Genomic DNA, 15,619 nt, shown 5'->3' with positions numbered 1-15,619 from the left:
CTTCGTCAAGAATTATAATCCAGTTATTACATTAAATCTTGCCATTTAACACAAACTTTACACAACGATAATATGGCCTTAACTTAAGTGTGTTAAATTTGTTTCAGGACAAAGCGATATTACAAACAAGGAGGAAAAACGTAAGTGTTTGGAAAGAAAGGCAAGATTTTTACAGTAATATTAGCCGGTGTGCTGGCCATCTCTCTAGCCGGTTGCGGCGGGCAAGCCCCTAGCGGTCAAGGCGGCTCCGCAGTAGGTGGGCAGGCAGTGACACTCTTAGGTGCCGGAGCAACTTTCCCTTATCCTCTCTATTCTGCTATGTTTGACAAGTATAAGCAAGATACCCAAGTTACGGTTAACTATCAGGCCGTGGGCAGTGGGGCTGGGATTAAACAAATATCGGAACAAACGGTGGATTTTGGCGGCAGTGACGGCCCCATGACCGATGACCAGTTGCAGAAGGCCAAAGGTGGTAAGCTCTTGCACATTCCTGCTACCTTAGGCGCAACAGCGGTCGCTTACAGCTTGCCCGGCAATCCCAAAGACCTGAAAATTGCGCCGGATGTGCTGGCTGATATCTTCCTCGGCAAAATTAAGAAATGGAATGATCCGCGCCTTGTCGCTGACAACGCGGGAGTTAGCCTTCCTGACCTCGATATCAATGTCGCCCATCGTTCGGACGGAAGCGGAACCACCTATAACTTCGTGGACTATTTAAGTGAAGTCAGCCCTGAATGGAAAACCAATGTTGGCAAAGGTACATCTGTGAGCTGGCCTGCGGGTATTGGCGGCAAAGGAAATGCCGGGGTTGCCGGAGTGATCCAACAGACTCAAGGTTCTATCGGCTATGTCGAGCTGGCTTACGCCAAGCAAAACAATATTCCGGTTGCGCTCTTGAAGAACAAGGCTGGGAAATGGGTTGGCCCTTCTTTAAAAGGCGCTTCTGCTGCCGCGGCTGAAGCCAAGATTCCGGATGATTACCGTGTCTCTATTGTAAACGCTCCGGGAGATGAAAGCTATTCTATATCAACCTTTACCTGGCTTTTGGTCTATCAAAACCAAACAGATAAAGTTAAAGGGGAAGCTGTAGTTCGCTTAATCAACTGGATGATTCACGACGGGCAAAACCTGTCTGAAGGGCTTGACTATGCGAAACTTCCTGCGAACCTTGTCACCCGGATTGAGGGTACACTCAAAACAATCACCTATCAGGGTGAAGCATTACTGAAATAAGTTATACAAGGATAAAATTGCTTGCCAAAGGGTTGCCGCCATGACACGATTCAAGTATTATGGAAACGAAGCTCGGCAAGAAGCCCAGCCAATGCTGGGCTCTTTGCCGTGTTTTGGTGATATAGAAGCTAAAGGATACTCAGAGAAAGGATACCACCGGGTGTGAAGGGGAAGGGTGAAAAACGCTTACATGAGAAAAAACACTCGTAAAAGCGCACTTACTGCGCGAAGTACCGTAAATATCATTTTCGGAGACCGGGTCTTTAGAGTTTTAACTTTGGTGATGGCTATAAGTGTTGTGGTCTTAATGGTCTTGATCGGGTGGCAAATGTTTCAGTCAGCGCGGCCGAGTATCGAAAAATTCGGATTCAACTTTGTCACCAGCCAGGTGTGGGACCCAGTGAAGGAAGAGTTCGGAGCCTTGCCGTTTATCTACGGTACAATGGTTACTTCTGTACTGGCTTTGCTCATTGCCGGACCAATCGGGTTGGGTGTAGCGATCTTTCTTAATGAAGTTGCTCCCTCACGGGTCAGGGTCGTGGTATCGTTTCTGGTCGAACTCTTAGCGGCAATTCCGAGTGTCATTTATGGTTTTTGGGGAATTTTTGTCCTCGCACCCATACTTAGAGATCATGTTGAACCATGGTTAGGGAAATGGTTCGGCTTTCTACCGCTTTTTCAGGGTCCTCCGCTAGGACTTGGGATGTTAGCCGGAGGACTTATTCTGGCGATTATGATCTTGCCGACGATTGCGGCGATTTCGAGGGAGGTAATGGCTGCCGTACCGGATACTCAGCGCGAGGCGGCTTTGGCCTTAGGGGCCACGAAATGGGAAATGATCAAGGTTTCTGTACTTGGTTACGCTAAATCTGGTATCTTAGGCGGAGTGATGCTTGGATTAGGACGGGCTTTAGGAGAAACGATGGCTGTGACCATGGTGATCGGGAACCGTCCGGATGTGAGTGCATCTTTGTTTGCACCTGCCTATTCTATGGCCAGTGTTATCGCAAACGAGTTTACGGAAGCGACTTATGATTTATATTTGAGTGCGTTAGTGGAGATAGGCCTTATTCTTTTTGTTATAACCTTAATCCTTAATGCCTTGGCCCGGCTTTTGGTGTGGTCGGTGGCTCGCGGGCCGAAGGGGGGTCACTTGGTATGAGTTATCGTATGCGCAAGTACCGCAATTACTGGATGATCGGACTTTTTACCTTAGCAACTCTCTTGGCGCTTATTCCTCTCTTTGGCGTACTTGGTTATGTAATTAAGAATGGTATTACTGCTGTGAATCTGGACTTTTTCCTGAACATGCCGAAACCGTTGGGAGCTTCTGGCGGAGGAATGGCCAACGCGATTGTGGGCACCCTTTTAATGGTTGGAATTGGTAGTCTAATCGGGATTCCGGTTGGGATTTTGAGTGCGATCTATCTAACAGAGTATGACCGCACGAGCTGGTTAAGCACAGCAGTGCGCTTTACGACCGATGTCCTCACTGGAATACCTTCGATCATTATTGGGATCGTGGTCTATACTACGCTTGTGCTCAGAATGAAGCATTTTTCTGCGCTTGCTGGTGGGATTTCCCTGGCAATTATCATGATTCCACTTGTTATTCGGTCCACGGAAGAGATGCTTAAGCTTGTTCCCCATACGATCCGGGAAGCGGCTTTTGCTCTAGGCATCCCGAAATGGCGCACAATTCTAAGCGTAGTCTTGCCTACTGCTGCCAAAGGAATTGTCACAGGAGCCATGCTGGGGGTTGCCCGGGTCTCAGGGGAGACGGCGCCTTTGTTATTTACAGCCCTAGGAAACAATTATTGGGCCAGCTCTCTTAACGAGCCGATGGCTGCTTTGCCTTTGCAAATCTATCATTATGCGATTTCGCCCTATAAAGATTGGCATCGCCAAGCCTGGGCCGGGTCTTTGGTATTAATATTCCTAGTATTTATGCTAAACATCATCGCACGTCTGGCATTCCGCTCGCGCCCGCAACGCTAGAAGAGGAGGTAGGACAATGGGGCAAAGCTTAAGTGTTCGTAATTTAGACGCATGGTATGGCTCTAATAAAACCTTAAAAGGGATTAATATGGAGATTCCGCCGAATCAGGTCACTGCGATTATTGGTCCGTCAGGCTGTGGTAAATCCACTTTTGTACGGTGTATTAATCGTATGCATGAGACCTTGCCAGGTTCAAAAGTAAGTGGAGAGATTCTCTTAGATGGGGAGAATATTTATGAAGAAGATCCCGTGGAATTAAGAAAAACGGTAGGGATGGTCTTCCAAAAGCCTAATCCCTTTCCTTCCATGAGCATTTATGAAAACGTGGTTGCCGGGTTACGGCTAAATGGAGTACACTCCAGGGAAAAGCTGCGCTCGATCGCGGAGAAGAGCTTGCGCATGGCAGCGCTATGGGATGAAGTGTATGATCGCCTTAATTATTCCGGCATGAGTTTATCCGGAGGGCAGCAGCAACGATTGTGCATTGCCCGGGCCTTGGCAGTAGAGCCTTCTGTTCTGCTGATGGACGAGCCTGCTTCGGCCCTGGACCCGATCGCTACTTTACGGATTGAAGAACTTATATTAGAATTGAAAAATCAATACACTATTGTTATAGTCACACACAATATGCAACAAGCTGCCCGTATTGCTGATTCAACAGCCTTTTTCCTGAGCGGGGAACTGGTGGAACACGGGCCGACTTCGGAAATCTTCACCAATCCCAAGGATAAACGGACTGAGGATTACATTACGGGACGTTTCGGATAAGTTAAGGAGGGTCTGGCAGATGGTAAGGCATTCATTAGATGAAGGCTTACAGGAATTGATGGAAATACTTAAGAACATGGGGCAAGAAGTTGAGAATATTTTACTGGGAGCGATGGAGTGCCTTAAAACGCTCGACCGTACCCAAGCAGAGAATTGGATCGCATATGACAAAAAAGTTAATGATTACGAACGCCAGGTTGACGATGTATGCGTACGTTTAATTGCCACCCAGCAGCCGGTGGCCAAGGATTTGCGTAAAGTTATCTCTGCGATGAAGATTTCGACAGATCTTGAACGTATGGCGGATTTGTCGGTCGATATTGCCAAAGTGGTACGGAGAATAGACGGTCCTCTGATGAAGCCTTTGATCGACATTCCCCGCATGGTCGATTTAACAGTGCTGATGATTAGACAGGGTCTGGAATCTTATGTTAACGGTGACCTGGAGCTGGCTCATGGGCTTGCTGCTGAAGATGACCAAGTCGATCATTTGTATAAAAGGGTAGTGCGAGATTTGTTTGAAATAATGACAGCAAGACCGGAAACCCTTAATCAAGGGATGTACTTGTCATTTGTGGGCAGGTATATTGAACGGATCGCCGATCACGCCACCAACATCGGGGAGAATGTTCTCTACATTGCAACGGCTGACAGGCAGGATTTGAATAAGTAGAGTTAACGGATAAGAAAAGAATTTCCTCCGATTTGCTTTACCTCATGTTTAACTTGGGCTGCTTTTTCGGCCAGGGTTATGGGTGTAAAGGATTCTTCCTCTATGAGTAGGCCTGCTAGGGCTACAGTAAGGTTTCCCACTCCCAGGAGGTTTTGTCTTTCCTGGCGGAAGCTGTCCAGAATCTCAATACAGCAGTTTTCTACGTGCTCTTTGCCTAAAATAATAATAAAGTCATCTCCGCCGATGTGACCAACAAATGAATCTTCGTCTTGCTTCAGCGCTTCCTGACGTAAAATCTCGGCGAGCATTTTGATTGCACTGTCCCCTTGTTCAAAGCCGTAGAGGTCATTATAGTGCTTAAAGTTATTGAGGTCTGCATAAATAATGCCAAATGCCGGTTTCTCATCTAAACGGCGTTTGATTTCGAGGCCAATTTGGATATTGCCCGGGAGTCCGGTTAACGGATTAGCTCCTCGGGCTATTTGTATTTGGCGCTCAGCAATAGCCTTCATCATTGAGGCCACGGACACCATCCCCACCGGTTTTTGCTAGTTGACTACCACAATTCCTTCGTAGAGCTGAGCATCCGGTCGTTCCATAGCCAAGGTAGAGACAACCTCAATGGGGGTGCTGTCTTCAACGATGAGAGGGTTTTTATCCATAATAAGGGAAATTGTACGATTGGAATAGAGCGGTACCCCGTAGCGCGTGCCGAGGGCGGCATAAAGTCGGGCGCGCTGTACGACTCCAACCAGTCTGTCATTGTCGACTACCCCAATCAGCCATTGACTGAGCTGATTCTCAAAATAAGTCTGCACGGTTGATACAAGAGTGTTAGGGTTGAACAGGGGCAGGGGCTCTACGATCGACAGAATCGCATTTTCTTCATTGCTTTTGATCCGGCGTTGGAATTTCAAAAGCTCTAAGGCAGCGGGATTGATTTGATCCCTGTCAAAATCCGGTCTGGCGATATAATAACCCTGAATATAATCAACCCCTAACTGTACCACGGTACGCATCTCTTCTTCTGTTTCCACGCCTTCGGCAATGACCTGGCAGCCGATACGCTTGGAGAAAGTTACAAAAGTCTCGAGCAAGGCCCATTTAGTTGGGTCTTGATTTACGTTTGTGATCAATGAGCGATCCACTTTGAGAAAGTCCGGATGAAGTTCGGCAATGGATTGTAAGGATGAATACCCCGCACCAACATCATCCAGGGCGATCAAATACCCTTGATTGCGATAGTGTGCCAACGCTTCGCGGAAAACATTAAAGTCCTCGATCGCACTGCGTTCTGTAATTTCTAAAACAACATCTGAAGGATTTAACTTTTGTTCTTCCAGAAGCATGCGGGTTTGCCCGGAGGCAAAGTCCGGATCCGTTAAGACTTGGGGATTAATATTAAGAAAAAGTAATTCTTGAGGATGTAGGATATGAGAAGAAGATGAGATGGCCTTGCGTCGGCACAGAGTTTCGATTGGGTAGAGCTGTCCAATCTTTTCCGCGAACGGAAACAGTTCCGCGATGTTGCTAAAGGAAGTTGTGCCGCTGATTCTGGACAAAGCCTCAAAGCCAAGAACTTCCCCGGTGCGCACTCTGAGAATGGGTTGAAAGGCTGCCATCAGGCAGCCGTCCGGTTCCTTAAGCAAACGGGCTATTTCTTGGCGGCGGGCGAAATAGTTTGGATCCGGATCAGATTTATTTAAGAGAAAAGCTTCCTTAACAGCCGCATAGACCAAATAATCGGCGCTGCCGCCGTTTTCTTTGATACACTCTGTTACCCCTGCGCGCATGGATATTTTCTCTTTTACCAAACTTCGTATTTTGCTGTTAAGACGGAGCTCGAGCGGTTGAACCCATCTTTCCGTAAGTTCGGTTATGTGCCAGGGGGTTTTGGCATACGGGACTAAGTATACGACAAAGTCATCCCCGCCCCTGCTCTCAAGCATGGTAAACAGAAAATAATTGCGGTGTTCTTTAAGCGTAACTTCGAGTTCTTGTTCTAATGTGTCCAGGATGCGGCGACAAGTTTCATTGCCATAGCGAAACTCTACTTCATGAAACTGGACTAAGTCTAAGTATAACACCCAGACAGGATGTCTCTCGCTTATGTAGTTATGAAGTTTTTTTTGATTACTGCTTGATCTTGAAAACATCTCAAGGACCTCTTTTTATCAGATTCCTCAATAAAAGAAGTAGAAAGTTTAGAAGCTCATAAGTTATAAATTTATAAGTTCAGAAGTCTAGAAGTTTAGATATCCAAAATTATCCGATTCTAAAATTTGTTTGAAGAAAACCAAAAAACCCGCACTGGTTTGTATCGTGAGAGGGAGCAGGTCGCGGGCAGCTTGTTCATACGAACTCTCACTGCATTTGTGGAAAAGGGAGACCTGTGAATAATATGACGCGGAGGTGTTGGCGTTATAATCTATCCATTGGCTCGGATGAGTAAAGGGCAAATACTTTCCGCTGGGAGTACAGGAAAATTGATGCCAATTGTTCTCTACCCACTTCTCAAATTCCTGATGGCCGTCAAAGACAGAACCCACAGCATGATGGGGCACGCACATGTCCTGCACTAAGTGCAATGCTGCTCCAAAATAAAACATGCCCTTGGTTACGTCTTTCTCCAGGGCGTGCAAGGCTTTATTAAAATAATACTGGCATTCGGCAGCAGCTCCGGGCCAGCGTAAAACGCCGGGTTTGTCCGGATTTTGATAGTAATGACAAACATTCTTCCACCCCCGGTCAGCCCAAAAAAGTCCTTTACTTATCCAGGGACGGTAAGCGAAAAACAAGTCGGCAATGTTCTCTTTTCCATCAGCCCGTAGAACCTTTAAGGACTGTTCTAAACACCGGACATGGGTTACACCGGGAGAGTTCAACAAGTACTGTAATGGCCCGATGGGGGTAAGAATAATCTTTGTCACTTTTCCAAGTGTCTGTTCCAGCACCTCGTGGTTCATAGAGCACCTCCAACCCTTTTTTAGTTCCTATTTTAAGGGATAAATATTAAATTACTGTTGTTTTTGTGTAAAGAAACTGTTAAAAACAAGAAATACTAAGGAAAAATTTAAGTAATCGTAAATAAAGGGAATGCTTTGGTAAAATTAACATAAACATAAACCTTACTTAACCTTTACTTAACAAAAGACACAGGGAAGTTTGAACTAAATGTTGAAATATATCCGCATTGTTAAGAAAGGTGAAGGAGATGAATGGATTGAGGTTCCCAGCATCCATACGTTTACCCCGTTTAGGGCAGAAGCTTAGCCAAAAACAGAAGTATGGTTTTTTGACACTAACCCTGTCCATAACTAATATTTTGGTGTTCGTGCTTAACTTTTACTGGCTTTATCAAGCTCAAAAAAACTGGTTGAGTACCCTTTTCCGGGAAAAACTTCGTTATTTGCAGTATTCCATGGTATTTTCAAGCTTGCTAACGATTCTTTTTTCAGGGTTATTTTTCTATCTGGTCTTGCGCTATAACTTACGCCCTCTTAGACTCTTAAAAAGCAAGGTTGAAATCGTAGCTACGGGGGACTTGTCTGTAGACATCCCGGCTCTGGGGACAGATGAGATCGGGCAACTGGCAAAGTCAGTTCACGAAATGGAAGAGAGTTTACGCGCCATTGTGTATCAGATCTGGCTTGAAATTAGAGCGATCAAGGAAACGCTGGTCGAGTTTAATGATTCTTTTACTGCTTTGCACCAAGCAAACGAGGGGATTACAGACTTTTCGAGACAAGTTGTCGTTGCAACAGAACAAGGGCTTACTTCCCTGCAGGCTGCTGACGACGTCTTGCAAGAAATGGAGCAGTTGGTGCAACACGTGGCTGACAAAACAACCGGAGTTGCCGAGTTTTCCACGTCCATGCTTGATCAAGCCCGGGCAGGGGAATGTTCAGTTGTAGTCGCTAAGAATCAAATGGAGCGAATTTCGCAAAGAGTGCATGAAACAGCACTGTCATTATCTGAACTGGAGTTAAAATCCGCAAGCATTAGCACAATCGTGCAAACAATTCAGGGAATTTCCTCTCAGACTAATCTCCTTGCCCTCAATGCAGCTATTGAAGCAGCCAGGGCCGGAGAACAAGGGAAGGGGTTTGCCGTGGTGGCTCAGGAAGTAAAAAGCTTGGCACTTCAAACTACTCAGGCTACGCACGAAATTAGCAAATTAATTGAGGAAATTACCGCGGTTATCCAAGCCAGTGTCAATATGATGAAGAACGGCCTCAAGGAAGTGGACCAGGGGACAGCAATTGTCGGCCAAGCAGGGCAATCCTTTGCCAGTATCCTAAAGACATTAAGTCAGTTGTCAGACGAACTACAGTCCGTGTCTGCCGCCAGTCAAGAAATGGCTGCCGGTGGGGAAGAAGCTGTGGCCGATGCTCATCAGGCTTTGCAGTTTGCCCGTTCCAGTACTGAGCAGCTTGGACAAATACTTAAGCTTAACGAGACTCAGGCTGATAAGATTATGTTCTTGGAAGATAATCTTAAGCGCCTTCAGGATTCGATGGAAATGCTAAGAGCGGTCGGAACTCGCTTTAAGTTAACGGATTTTGAGCCTGACGATGTAGTTATAGGGCAAAAGGCCGATTTTGTGCAGTTAGATTAGAATCAGTTATTGAACCTGTGGTTCAGTGAGAGGGGCGAGAAATGGTACCTACGTTATGTTGAATGTATGAAAAATTCAATTGATTGGTTGGTTGAATACTCGCCACCAGGTGCCAAACGTGGAAAAATGTCATTGAAATGGTATACGGTATACCAATAGCATGGGGAAATGTGCTCTTAGATCTGGATTTCGGGTAATTCAAGGTAGAATTCTTGTCTTCAAGTGAGCAAGCGGCTACAATTATTTATAATTTGAAAATCCAATGGATTAAGAAGGAGGGGTCTCCAGTGGTGGTTGCCTTATTCCAAGAACAAATTGATTTTCACTTATTTATTAGGAGAAGTTTAGAGGCTCTTACCGAGGATTTGGAGTTTTTGTTCGGGTGCCTCCGAGCTCAGGTTTCCTTAGCCGCTGTCTACGTAGAAGGTTACAGTTCCGGTTTTCCCAGGACTCTTCTGCGCCAAACCTGTGAATCTCTGCCTGTTCGATTTGCGGAGTATCTGCTGCCGGACAACGCCGGTCCGGATGAGGCCGTAGCCTTAATTAACTCCCTTAATAAGGCGGAAGATATACATGGTCTAATCGCTGATTTACCGCCCTTTTCAGGCTTTACCTCAGAGCAGCTTTCCGCCCTCATAGATCCGCGCAAAAGTGTACAGCTAAATAACTCGGATTACCTTCCGCCCTGGGAATACGACCTTACTCCGCATGAACAGGAGGTTTTAAGGGTTTTGATCATTCTTGAGAAGACCTTTAGCGCGGCAGCTGAGCAAATTGCAAGAGCTAGGGGGCATGCCAGATGACCTGGCCGGTGCGCCTTGCTTGTCTGCAGTGTGAGGATTGTATGCTTGCGCAAACGGGCGGAATATGCCCGATCCGGCTGTGTGCGAAGAGTCTGGTATGTGGTCCGTGCGGGGGTGCCAGTAATGGCGCGTGCGAAGTTAACATTCTGGCCTCATGTGTATGGAGCGTTATTTATAGCCTAGGAAGCAAGCATGAAGGTCCAAAGCCTTGGCCTCAGTTCTTTAAGGATTATGCCCGTGCAGTTGAGTTAAGTTAAGTTAAGAAGGGTTGTACCATGTCTTTTGCGGAAGACTTAGTTCAGAAAAAATTTCTGATTACGGCAGAGCTAATTCCACCCCGCGGTACGGATTTCAAACATCTGTTACTGCAGGCGGATGAGCTCCAGCCTTTTGTTAATGCGTTTAATCTTCCCGACAATCCAGGTGCCCGTCTGCATGCTGCGCCCCTGGGATTGGCACACATATTGCAAGCGCGTGGCTTTGAGACCATCTATCAGGTTACATGCCGGGATCGCAACAGGCTTGCTCTGCAAGCAGACCTCCTTGCAGCCGGCATTCTTGGCATCCGCAATGTTCTGGTGGTTACAGGAGATCACACTATGCTTGGCGATCATCCTGCCAGCAAACCGGTTTACGATTTGGATTCAGTGCAGCTCCTAGCCTTATTGCACAAACTTAATCAGGGGTTCGATGCCAACGATCGGCCGTTGACAGATATGACAGAGTTCTGCTATGGGGCGGTGGTGAACTCTGCGCTTGACGGGCTCGAAGCTCAGATTTGGAAGTTGCAAAGCAAAGTGGAATTCGGGATTTCCTTTGTTCAAACTCAGGCAGTCTTTGAGCCTGAAGCATTTCGACTTTTAATGGAGACTGTAAAAGGTATTCCGGTTAAAGTTCTGGCAGGCATAATGCCGCTCCGTTCTGCCCGGATGGCTCGTTGGGTAAATCGCAGTGTCCCTGGAGTTTCTATTCCTCCCATCCTTATTAACCGGCTGGAGACAGCAAAAGATCCTGTTTTGGAAGGCTGGCGCATTACCCAGGAAATTGTCGATGCCATCAAAGAAACCAGTAACGGATTGCATTTTATGCCTTTAGGGGACAGTCACGGTCTGGCACAATTTCTTGAATCTCTAACCTAAGTTCTTGGTGTCAGCCTCTGGTATACACAAAAAAACCAACATTTTTCATTAAAAAAATGTTGGTTTTTTTAATGATGTATCAACGAGAACCGTCCCCCTGACACTTCAGAGGGCTTATTTTTAGTTTATATCTAGTTAATATCTTTGACACTTGCCAAAAACTTGGTTTATACTAGGCGTTAGAGTTAGGATAAAATTGAGGTGGCACGTTGAGCAAAAAGTTTGCTGTAATTACGCTAGGCTGTCCGAAAAACCAGGTTGACAGTGAAGTAATGACCGGTCTCTTGGAGCAAGAATATGATTTAGTCCTTGCTCCTGAAGAAGCGGATGTTATTATTGTTAATACGTGCACTTTTATTGATCAGGCCAAGGAAGAATCTGTTAATACTATCTTAGAACTTGCTCATCTCAAAGAAAGCGGCAAAATTCTTGTGGCTACTGGCTGCCTGGCCCAACGTTATGGGGAGCAGCTGCTGCAGGAAATCCCCGAACTTGACGGGGCTGTGGGTACCGGAAAGATTGAGGAAATCGTGGAGGTTGTGGCTAAAGCGGGTAAAGACCGTGCGTATTTCTTGGGAGCGGAGGCTCCTGACTATCTCTATACTGAAAAAACCCCGCGTCGGAGGTCAACACCTGAGTATTATGCCTATGTTAAGATTGCAGAAGGGTGTGACAATTTCTGCACGTATTGTGTCATTCCGCACGTACGCGGGCGTTTTCGCAGCCGCCGCGAAGAATCCATTATCTCTGAAGTTAAAGCTTTATCTGCCGAGGGGGTTAAAGAGATTCTCCTGATTGCTCAGGACACGACCCGCTACGGCTTGGATTTATATGGGGAAGTACGCCTTCCTCAGCTCCTGCGTCGCTTGGCACAGATCGAGGGAATTGAGTGGATTCGCTTAATGTATTGCTATCCGGAAATGTTCACAGATGAACTGATTGAGACAATGAAAAGTGAGCCTAAGGTTTGCCGTTATGTGGATTTGCCTTTGCAGCATGGGGATGATAAGGTCTTGCGCGAAATGAACAGGCGTGGAACTGCCGCAGAGGCTGAAGAATTAATACATAAACTACGGCAGGCACTGCCTGAGATCGTGATACGGACGACGATGATTACCGGCTTTCCGGGAGAGAGCGAGCAGGAATTTCAAAGTTTACTTTCCTATGTGAAAAGAGTACAATTTGATAGATTGGGTGTTTTCGCGTATTCTCAGGAAGAAGGGACCACAGCCGGTCGCAGGGAAGACCAAATCCCGTCTAAGATTCGGGAAAACCGACGCGAACAGGTGATGGCTCTCCAGTATGAGATAGCTTTGGAGAGACAACGACGTTGGGTCGGGCAGACTCTTAAGGTGCTGGTGGAAGAGGAACTCCCGGATGGACGCTTCAGTGGCCGCACGCAAGGGGATGCCCCGGAGATTGATGGCCAGGTATATATCGAAGGCTTTGCTCGTAAGTTAGAAACGGGAGAATTTGTTCAGGTCAGGATTACCCAAGCTGATAGTTATGATTTAATAGGAGAGGTTGTTTCGTGAATCTGCCGAATCGATTAACACTGGTAAGAATAATTTTAGTCCCGGTGTTTATGGTTTTCCTACTGCTACAAGTTCCCAAAGGACATACGATTTTTCCGCATCAGGACATCGTAGCTGCCTTTATTTTCATCCTGGCTTCTACTACGGACGGTCTTGACGGATATATCGCCCGTAAGCGTGGACAAGTGACGGTATTGGGAAAATTCATGGACCCTTTGGCAGATAAACTGCTGGTCTCGGCTGCCTTAATTTCCCTGGTGGAGCTGGGGGATGTGCATGCATGGATAGCATGGGTAATCATTGGTCGGGAGTTTGCCGTAACCGGACTGAGGGCCATTGCAGCTGCCGACGGCCAAGTGATCGCAGCCAGTAAGCTCGGTAAAATTAAGACGGTTACACAAGTTGTGGCGATCTCAGCGATTTTACTTAGGGATTGGCCGTTTTCTCTGATCGGGATCCCGATTGGACAGCCTATACTCTATTTGGCGTTATTTTTTACGATCCTGTCGGGGATCGATTATGTGGCCAAGTCATGGAAACTCTTGCGTAAGTAGCGCTGGCGCATGAATTGACATTCCCTCTGCCGCTGGCGATAGACTAAACATGTTAGTATATGTGAAAGAGTTAGCATCAAGTTTGCAAACTCTTTTTCTTTATTACAACTTCTTAACATTTTCCTTAAACTGGTTTTATTAGATAAAATTATATGTAAGTAATTGATATATGATTTGCTATAATGTCAGTATGGACAAGTTGGAGTAATAGGAGGGGAGAGACGATGACCAAACAGCGGCTGACGCTGATTAGTGTCGTTGGGCTCCTTGTTTTCTCGTTATTGTTTGGCGGGCAATTCTTCTATAAGAAAAACTGGGTTGACAAGTCGATTCAGGAGCAGAGCCGGCAAATTCCCGGCGTGGTTTCGGCTGATGTAGTTCAAGACAACGGGCAGCAAGTGTTGAATGTGGTGACTGATCAAATCACGGATTTGCGCCAGGTAGGCACAGACTTAGTAAATCTTGCTGCAGGGCGCCCCATTCGTTTATTGGATAAGCGCACCCCGAAGCTCGAACAACTCTTGAACCAGATGCAGTTTGCCTTGCAGGAGGGAATTGTGCGCGGGAATTTCACGGAAATGGCACAGTCTGTGAAAGACCAGGCGGAGAAAGCTGGAGTTAAGCTTGATGTTACAATGGACAGTGACAATGTTTATTTGGTGTTGAACGATCAGGATGGGCAGTTGGTAACAGTACTCGAGCGTCGTGGGCAAGGCAATTTTCTGCCCAGCGCTAAAAACTGATCGGAGAGGAGGGGAGAGAAGTGATCAAAGACTTGGCTCTGGGAACGGTCGCGGGATTTTTCGTTTACCTTTTTGTTATGGGTTATAATGTGGTGCCTCTTCTTTTTATTGCAGGCGGGTTATATTTCATCTGGATAGTGGTGATTGAGCGGGGAATCGTCCGTCCTGCGGGGAAAGGAGTTGTCATTTCCTCGACTCCTATCACCTTTGACGACATCGGAGGTCAGGGGACAGCCAAGAAAGAACTGCAGGAAGGCCTGGATTTCTTGCGCCACAGTGAGCGCATGAAAGAGCTGGGCATCAGGCCGTTGAAAGGGATTTTGCTCTTAGGCCCTCCAGGGACCGGGAAGACTCTGCTGGCCAAAGCAGCAGCCCGTTATACGAACTCTACCTTTATGGCAGTATCTGGCAGTGAGTTTGTGCAAATGTACGCAGGTGTCGGGGCAGAGAGGGTGCGCAGTTTGTTTAAGCGCGCCCGTGAAGTGGCCCGCAAAGAGAAAAAACACAGTGCGATTATCTTCATCGATGAAATGGACATTCTGGGAGGGAAAAGAGGCAGTAACATTTCTCATCATGAATATGACCAGACTTTGAACCAACTCCTGGTAGAGATGGACGGCCTCGGAACGGATCAAACTCCGCAGATTCTAGTAGTGGGTGCCACCAACCGGGCCGAAGCTCTCGATGCTGCCTTGCTGCGGCCTGGGCGCTTTGACCGTCAGGTGAAAGTGGATCTCCCTGATAAGGAAGGACGCCTGGCTATCCTTAAAATCCATACTAAAAACAAACCCTTGGCTGAAGATGTGGACTTGGACCAGATCGCGCACGAAACTTTCGGCTTTACCGGTGCACATTTGGAGAGCCTAACGAATGAGGCCGCTATTTTTGCCCTGCGGGAAGAGTCTAAGGTTATTTTTCAAAAACACTTACGTGAGGCAGTAGAAAAGGTGATGCTCGGGGAAAAGCTGGACCGGAGGCCGATGGCGGAAGAACTCTGGCGGGTGGCTGTGCATGAAGGAGGGCATGCCCTTCTGGCTGAAACGGTTAAGCCGAATTCCGTGGCTCAAATCTCGATTCGCTCCCGTGGCAATGCCTTAGGGTATGTGCGTCATTATCCGGAGGATGACCTCTACCTTTACACCCAGGAAATGCTCGAACAGCAAATCATGGTGGCACTCGCAGGCGCGGTGGCTGAGAATATGATTCTCGGCACGCGCAGCACGGGAAATGCAGGGGATTATGAGCATGCCTTAAATATGGTTGAGCGCATGTTGGCATCGGGCATGTCCACCCTCGGAATTCTCGATCTCTCCCGTTTAAGCGATGAGCAAAGGCAAAAAATCACAAGGGAGATTTTAGCTGAGCTTGAAAGGAAAACCCAGGCTGTGCTTGACGAGAAAAAAGAGATTCTGCTCGCTGTTGCTAAGATTCTGCAAGAAGAAGAGACGGTAAATGGGGAAACTTTAAGAGAGTATTTGCAGAAGGTGGCTTAGGGGTTGCAGGCTGCACAGCCTGCCAACGAAGTAGTTGGATAATTGTTGGATTGCTTTAGTT

General features: G+C 46.9%; 16 protein-coding genes. 13 read left to right on the top strand and 3 right to left on the bottom strand.

Annotated features, from left to right (window positions below; all coding sequences use genetic code 11):
• Nucleotides 1-144: 144 nt before the first annotated feature.
• The 5 genes from pstS to phoU all read left to right on the top strand — a co-directional run bounded on the left by pstS (nt 145) and on the right by phoU (nt 4,673).
• On the top strand, nt 145-1,233 hold the full coding sequence (gene pstS / locus ACYQ2N_RS22740) for a phosphate ABC transporter substrate-binding protein PstS (protein ID WP_460001718.1): 1,089 nt from the start codon (nt 145-147) through the stop codon (nt 1,231-1,233).
• A gap of 190 nt (nt 1,234-1,423) precedes the next feature.
• Nucleotides 1,424-2,395 carry a phosphate ABC transporter permease subunit PstC gene (pstC, locus tag ACYQ2N_RS22735; RefSeq protein WP_460001717.1) on the top strand — a complete coding sequence of 324 codons (972 nt, stop codon included), beginning with the start codon at nt 1,424-1,426 and terminating at the stop codon, nt 2,393-2,395.
• Nucleotides 2,392-3,231 carry a phosphate ABC transporter permease PstA gene (gene pstA, locus ACYQ2N_RS22730; RefSeq protein WP_460001716.1) on the top strand — a complete coding sequence of 280 codons (840 nt, stop codon included), beginning with the start codon at nt 2,392-2,394 and terminating at the stop codon, nt 3,229-3,231. Before pstC ends, pstA begins: the two co-directional genes overlap by 4 nt.
• A gap of 16 nt (nt 3,232-3,247) precedes the next feature.
• The gene (gene pstB / locus ACYQ2N_RS22725; RefSeq protein WP_460001715.1) at nt 3,248-4,000 is read left to right on the top strand and encodes a phosphate ABC transporter ATP-binding protein PstB; all 753 of its coding nucleotides are present in this window, start codon (nt 3,248-3,250) and stop codon (nt 3,998-4,000) included.
• A 19-nt stretch (nt 4,001-4,019) separates the two neighbouring features.
• Nucleotides 4,020-4,673: a phosphate signaling complex protein PhoU gene (gene phoU, locus ACYQ2N_RS22720; RefSeq protein WP_460001714.1), complete on the top strand. Its 654-nt coding sequence runs from the start codon at nt 4,020-4,022 to the stop codon at nt 4,671-4,673.
• A gap of 2 nt (nt 4,674-4,675) precedes the next feature.
• On the opposite strand, the gene ACYQ2N_RS22715 is transcribed toward phoU, so the two are convergent.
• From ACYQ2N_RS22715 to ACYQ2N_RS22705, 3 genes are all read right to left on the bottom strand, one after another.
• Entirely contained in the window at nt 4,676-5,188 is a 513-nt protein-coding gene (locus ACYQ2N_RS22715) for a GGDEF domain-containing protein (protein ID WP_460001787.1), read from the bottom strand.
• Nucleotides 5,189-5,221: 33 nt separating this feature from the next.
• Nucleotides 5,222-6,829, bottom strand: coding sequence for an EAL domain-containing protein (locus tag ACYQ2N_RS22710; protein ID WP_460001713.1), 1,608 nt, complete (start codon nt 6,827-6,829; stop codon nt 5,222-5,224).
• 87 nt (nt 6,830-6,916) lie between these two features.
• A complete protein-coding gene (locus ACYQ2N_RS22705; protein WP_460001712.1) occupies nt 6,917-7,639 on the bottom strand; it encodes a zinc dependent phospholipase C family protein in 723 nt (240 codons plus the stop codon).
• Nucleotides 7,640-7,896: 257 nt separating this feature from the next.
• Here ACYQ2N_RS22705 and ACYQ2N_RS22700 point away from each other — a divergent pair, with 257 nt between their 5' ends.
• The 8 genes from ACYQ2N_RS22700 to ACYQ2N_RS22665 all read left to right on the top strand — a co-directional run bounded on the left by ACYQ2N_RS22700 (nt 7,897) and on the right by ACYQ2N_RS22665 (nt 15,558).
• Complete coding sequence (locus ACYQ2N_RS22700) at nt 7,897-9,291, top strand: methyl-accepting chemotaxis protein (RefSeq protein ID WP_460001711.1); 1,395 nt, start codon at nt 7,897-7,899, stop codon at nt 9,289-9,291.
• A 287-nt stretch (nt 9,292-9,578) separates the two neighbouring features.
• Nucleotides 9,579-10,094 (top strand): tetrahydrofolate dehydrogenase/cyclohydrolase catalytic domain-containing protein, encoded by a 516-nt coding sequence (locus tag ACYQ2N_RS22695; RefSeq protein WP_460001710.1) that lies wholly within the window; start codon nt 9,579-9,581, stop codon nt 10,092-10,094.
• Nucleotides 10,091-10,351, top strand: coding sequence for a methylenetetrahydrofolate reductase C-terminal domain-containing protein (locus ACYQ2N_RS22690; RefSeq protein WP_460001709.1), 261 nt, complete (start codon nt 10,091-10,093; stop codon nt 10,349-10,351). Before ACYQ2N_RS22695 ends, ACYQ2N_RS22690 begins: the two co-directional genes overlap by 4 nt.
• Before the next feature lie 18 nt (nt 10,352-10,369).
• Complete coding sequence (locus ACYQ2N_RS22685) at nt 10,370-11,233, top strand: methylenetetrahydrofolate reductase (RefSeq protein WP_460001708.1); 864 nt, start codon at nt 10,370-10,372, stop codon at nt 11,231-11,233.
• A gap of 209 nt (nt 11,234-11,442) precedes the next feature.
• A complete protein-coding gene (gene rimO / locus ACYQ2N_RS22680; RefSeq protein WP_460001707.1) occupies nt 11,443-12,768 on the top strand; it encodes a 30S ribosomal protein S12 methylthiotransferase RimO in 1,326 nt (441 codons plus the stop codon).
• Complete coding sequence (gene pgsA / locus ACYQ2N_RS22675; RefSeq protein ID WP_460001706.1) at nt 12,765-13,322, top strand: CDP-diacylglycerol--glycerol-3-phosphate 3-phosphatidyltransferase; 558 nt, start codon at nt 12,765-12,767, stop codon at nt 13,320-13,322. The genes rimO and pgsA overlap by 4 nt, the downstream gene beginning before the upstream one ends.
• Before the next feature lie 224 nt (nt 13,323-13,546).
• On the top strand, nt 13,547-14,065 hold the full coding sequence (locus tag ACYQ2N_RS22670; protein WP_460001705.1) for a hypothetical protein: 519 nt from the start codon (nt 13,547-13,549) through the stop codon (nt 14,063-14,065).
• 77 nt (nt 14,066-14,142) lie between these two features.
• On the top strand, nt 14,143-15,558 hold the full coding sequence (locus tag ACYQ2N_RS22665) for an AAA family ATPase (RefSeq protein WP_460001786.1): 1,416 nt from the start codon (nt 14,143-14,145) through the stop codon (nt 15,556-15,558).
• Nucleotides 15,559-15,619: the final 61 nt, after the last annotated feature.

The sequence above is a fragment of the Paradesulfitobacterium aromaticivorans genome (genome assembly GCF_054657415.1).
The sequence above is the reverse complement of the archived record's forward strand: the minus strand, read 5'-3'. Positions and strand labels throughout refer to the sequence as shown.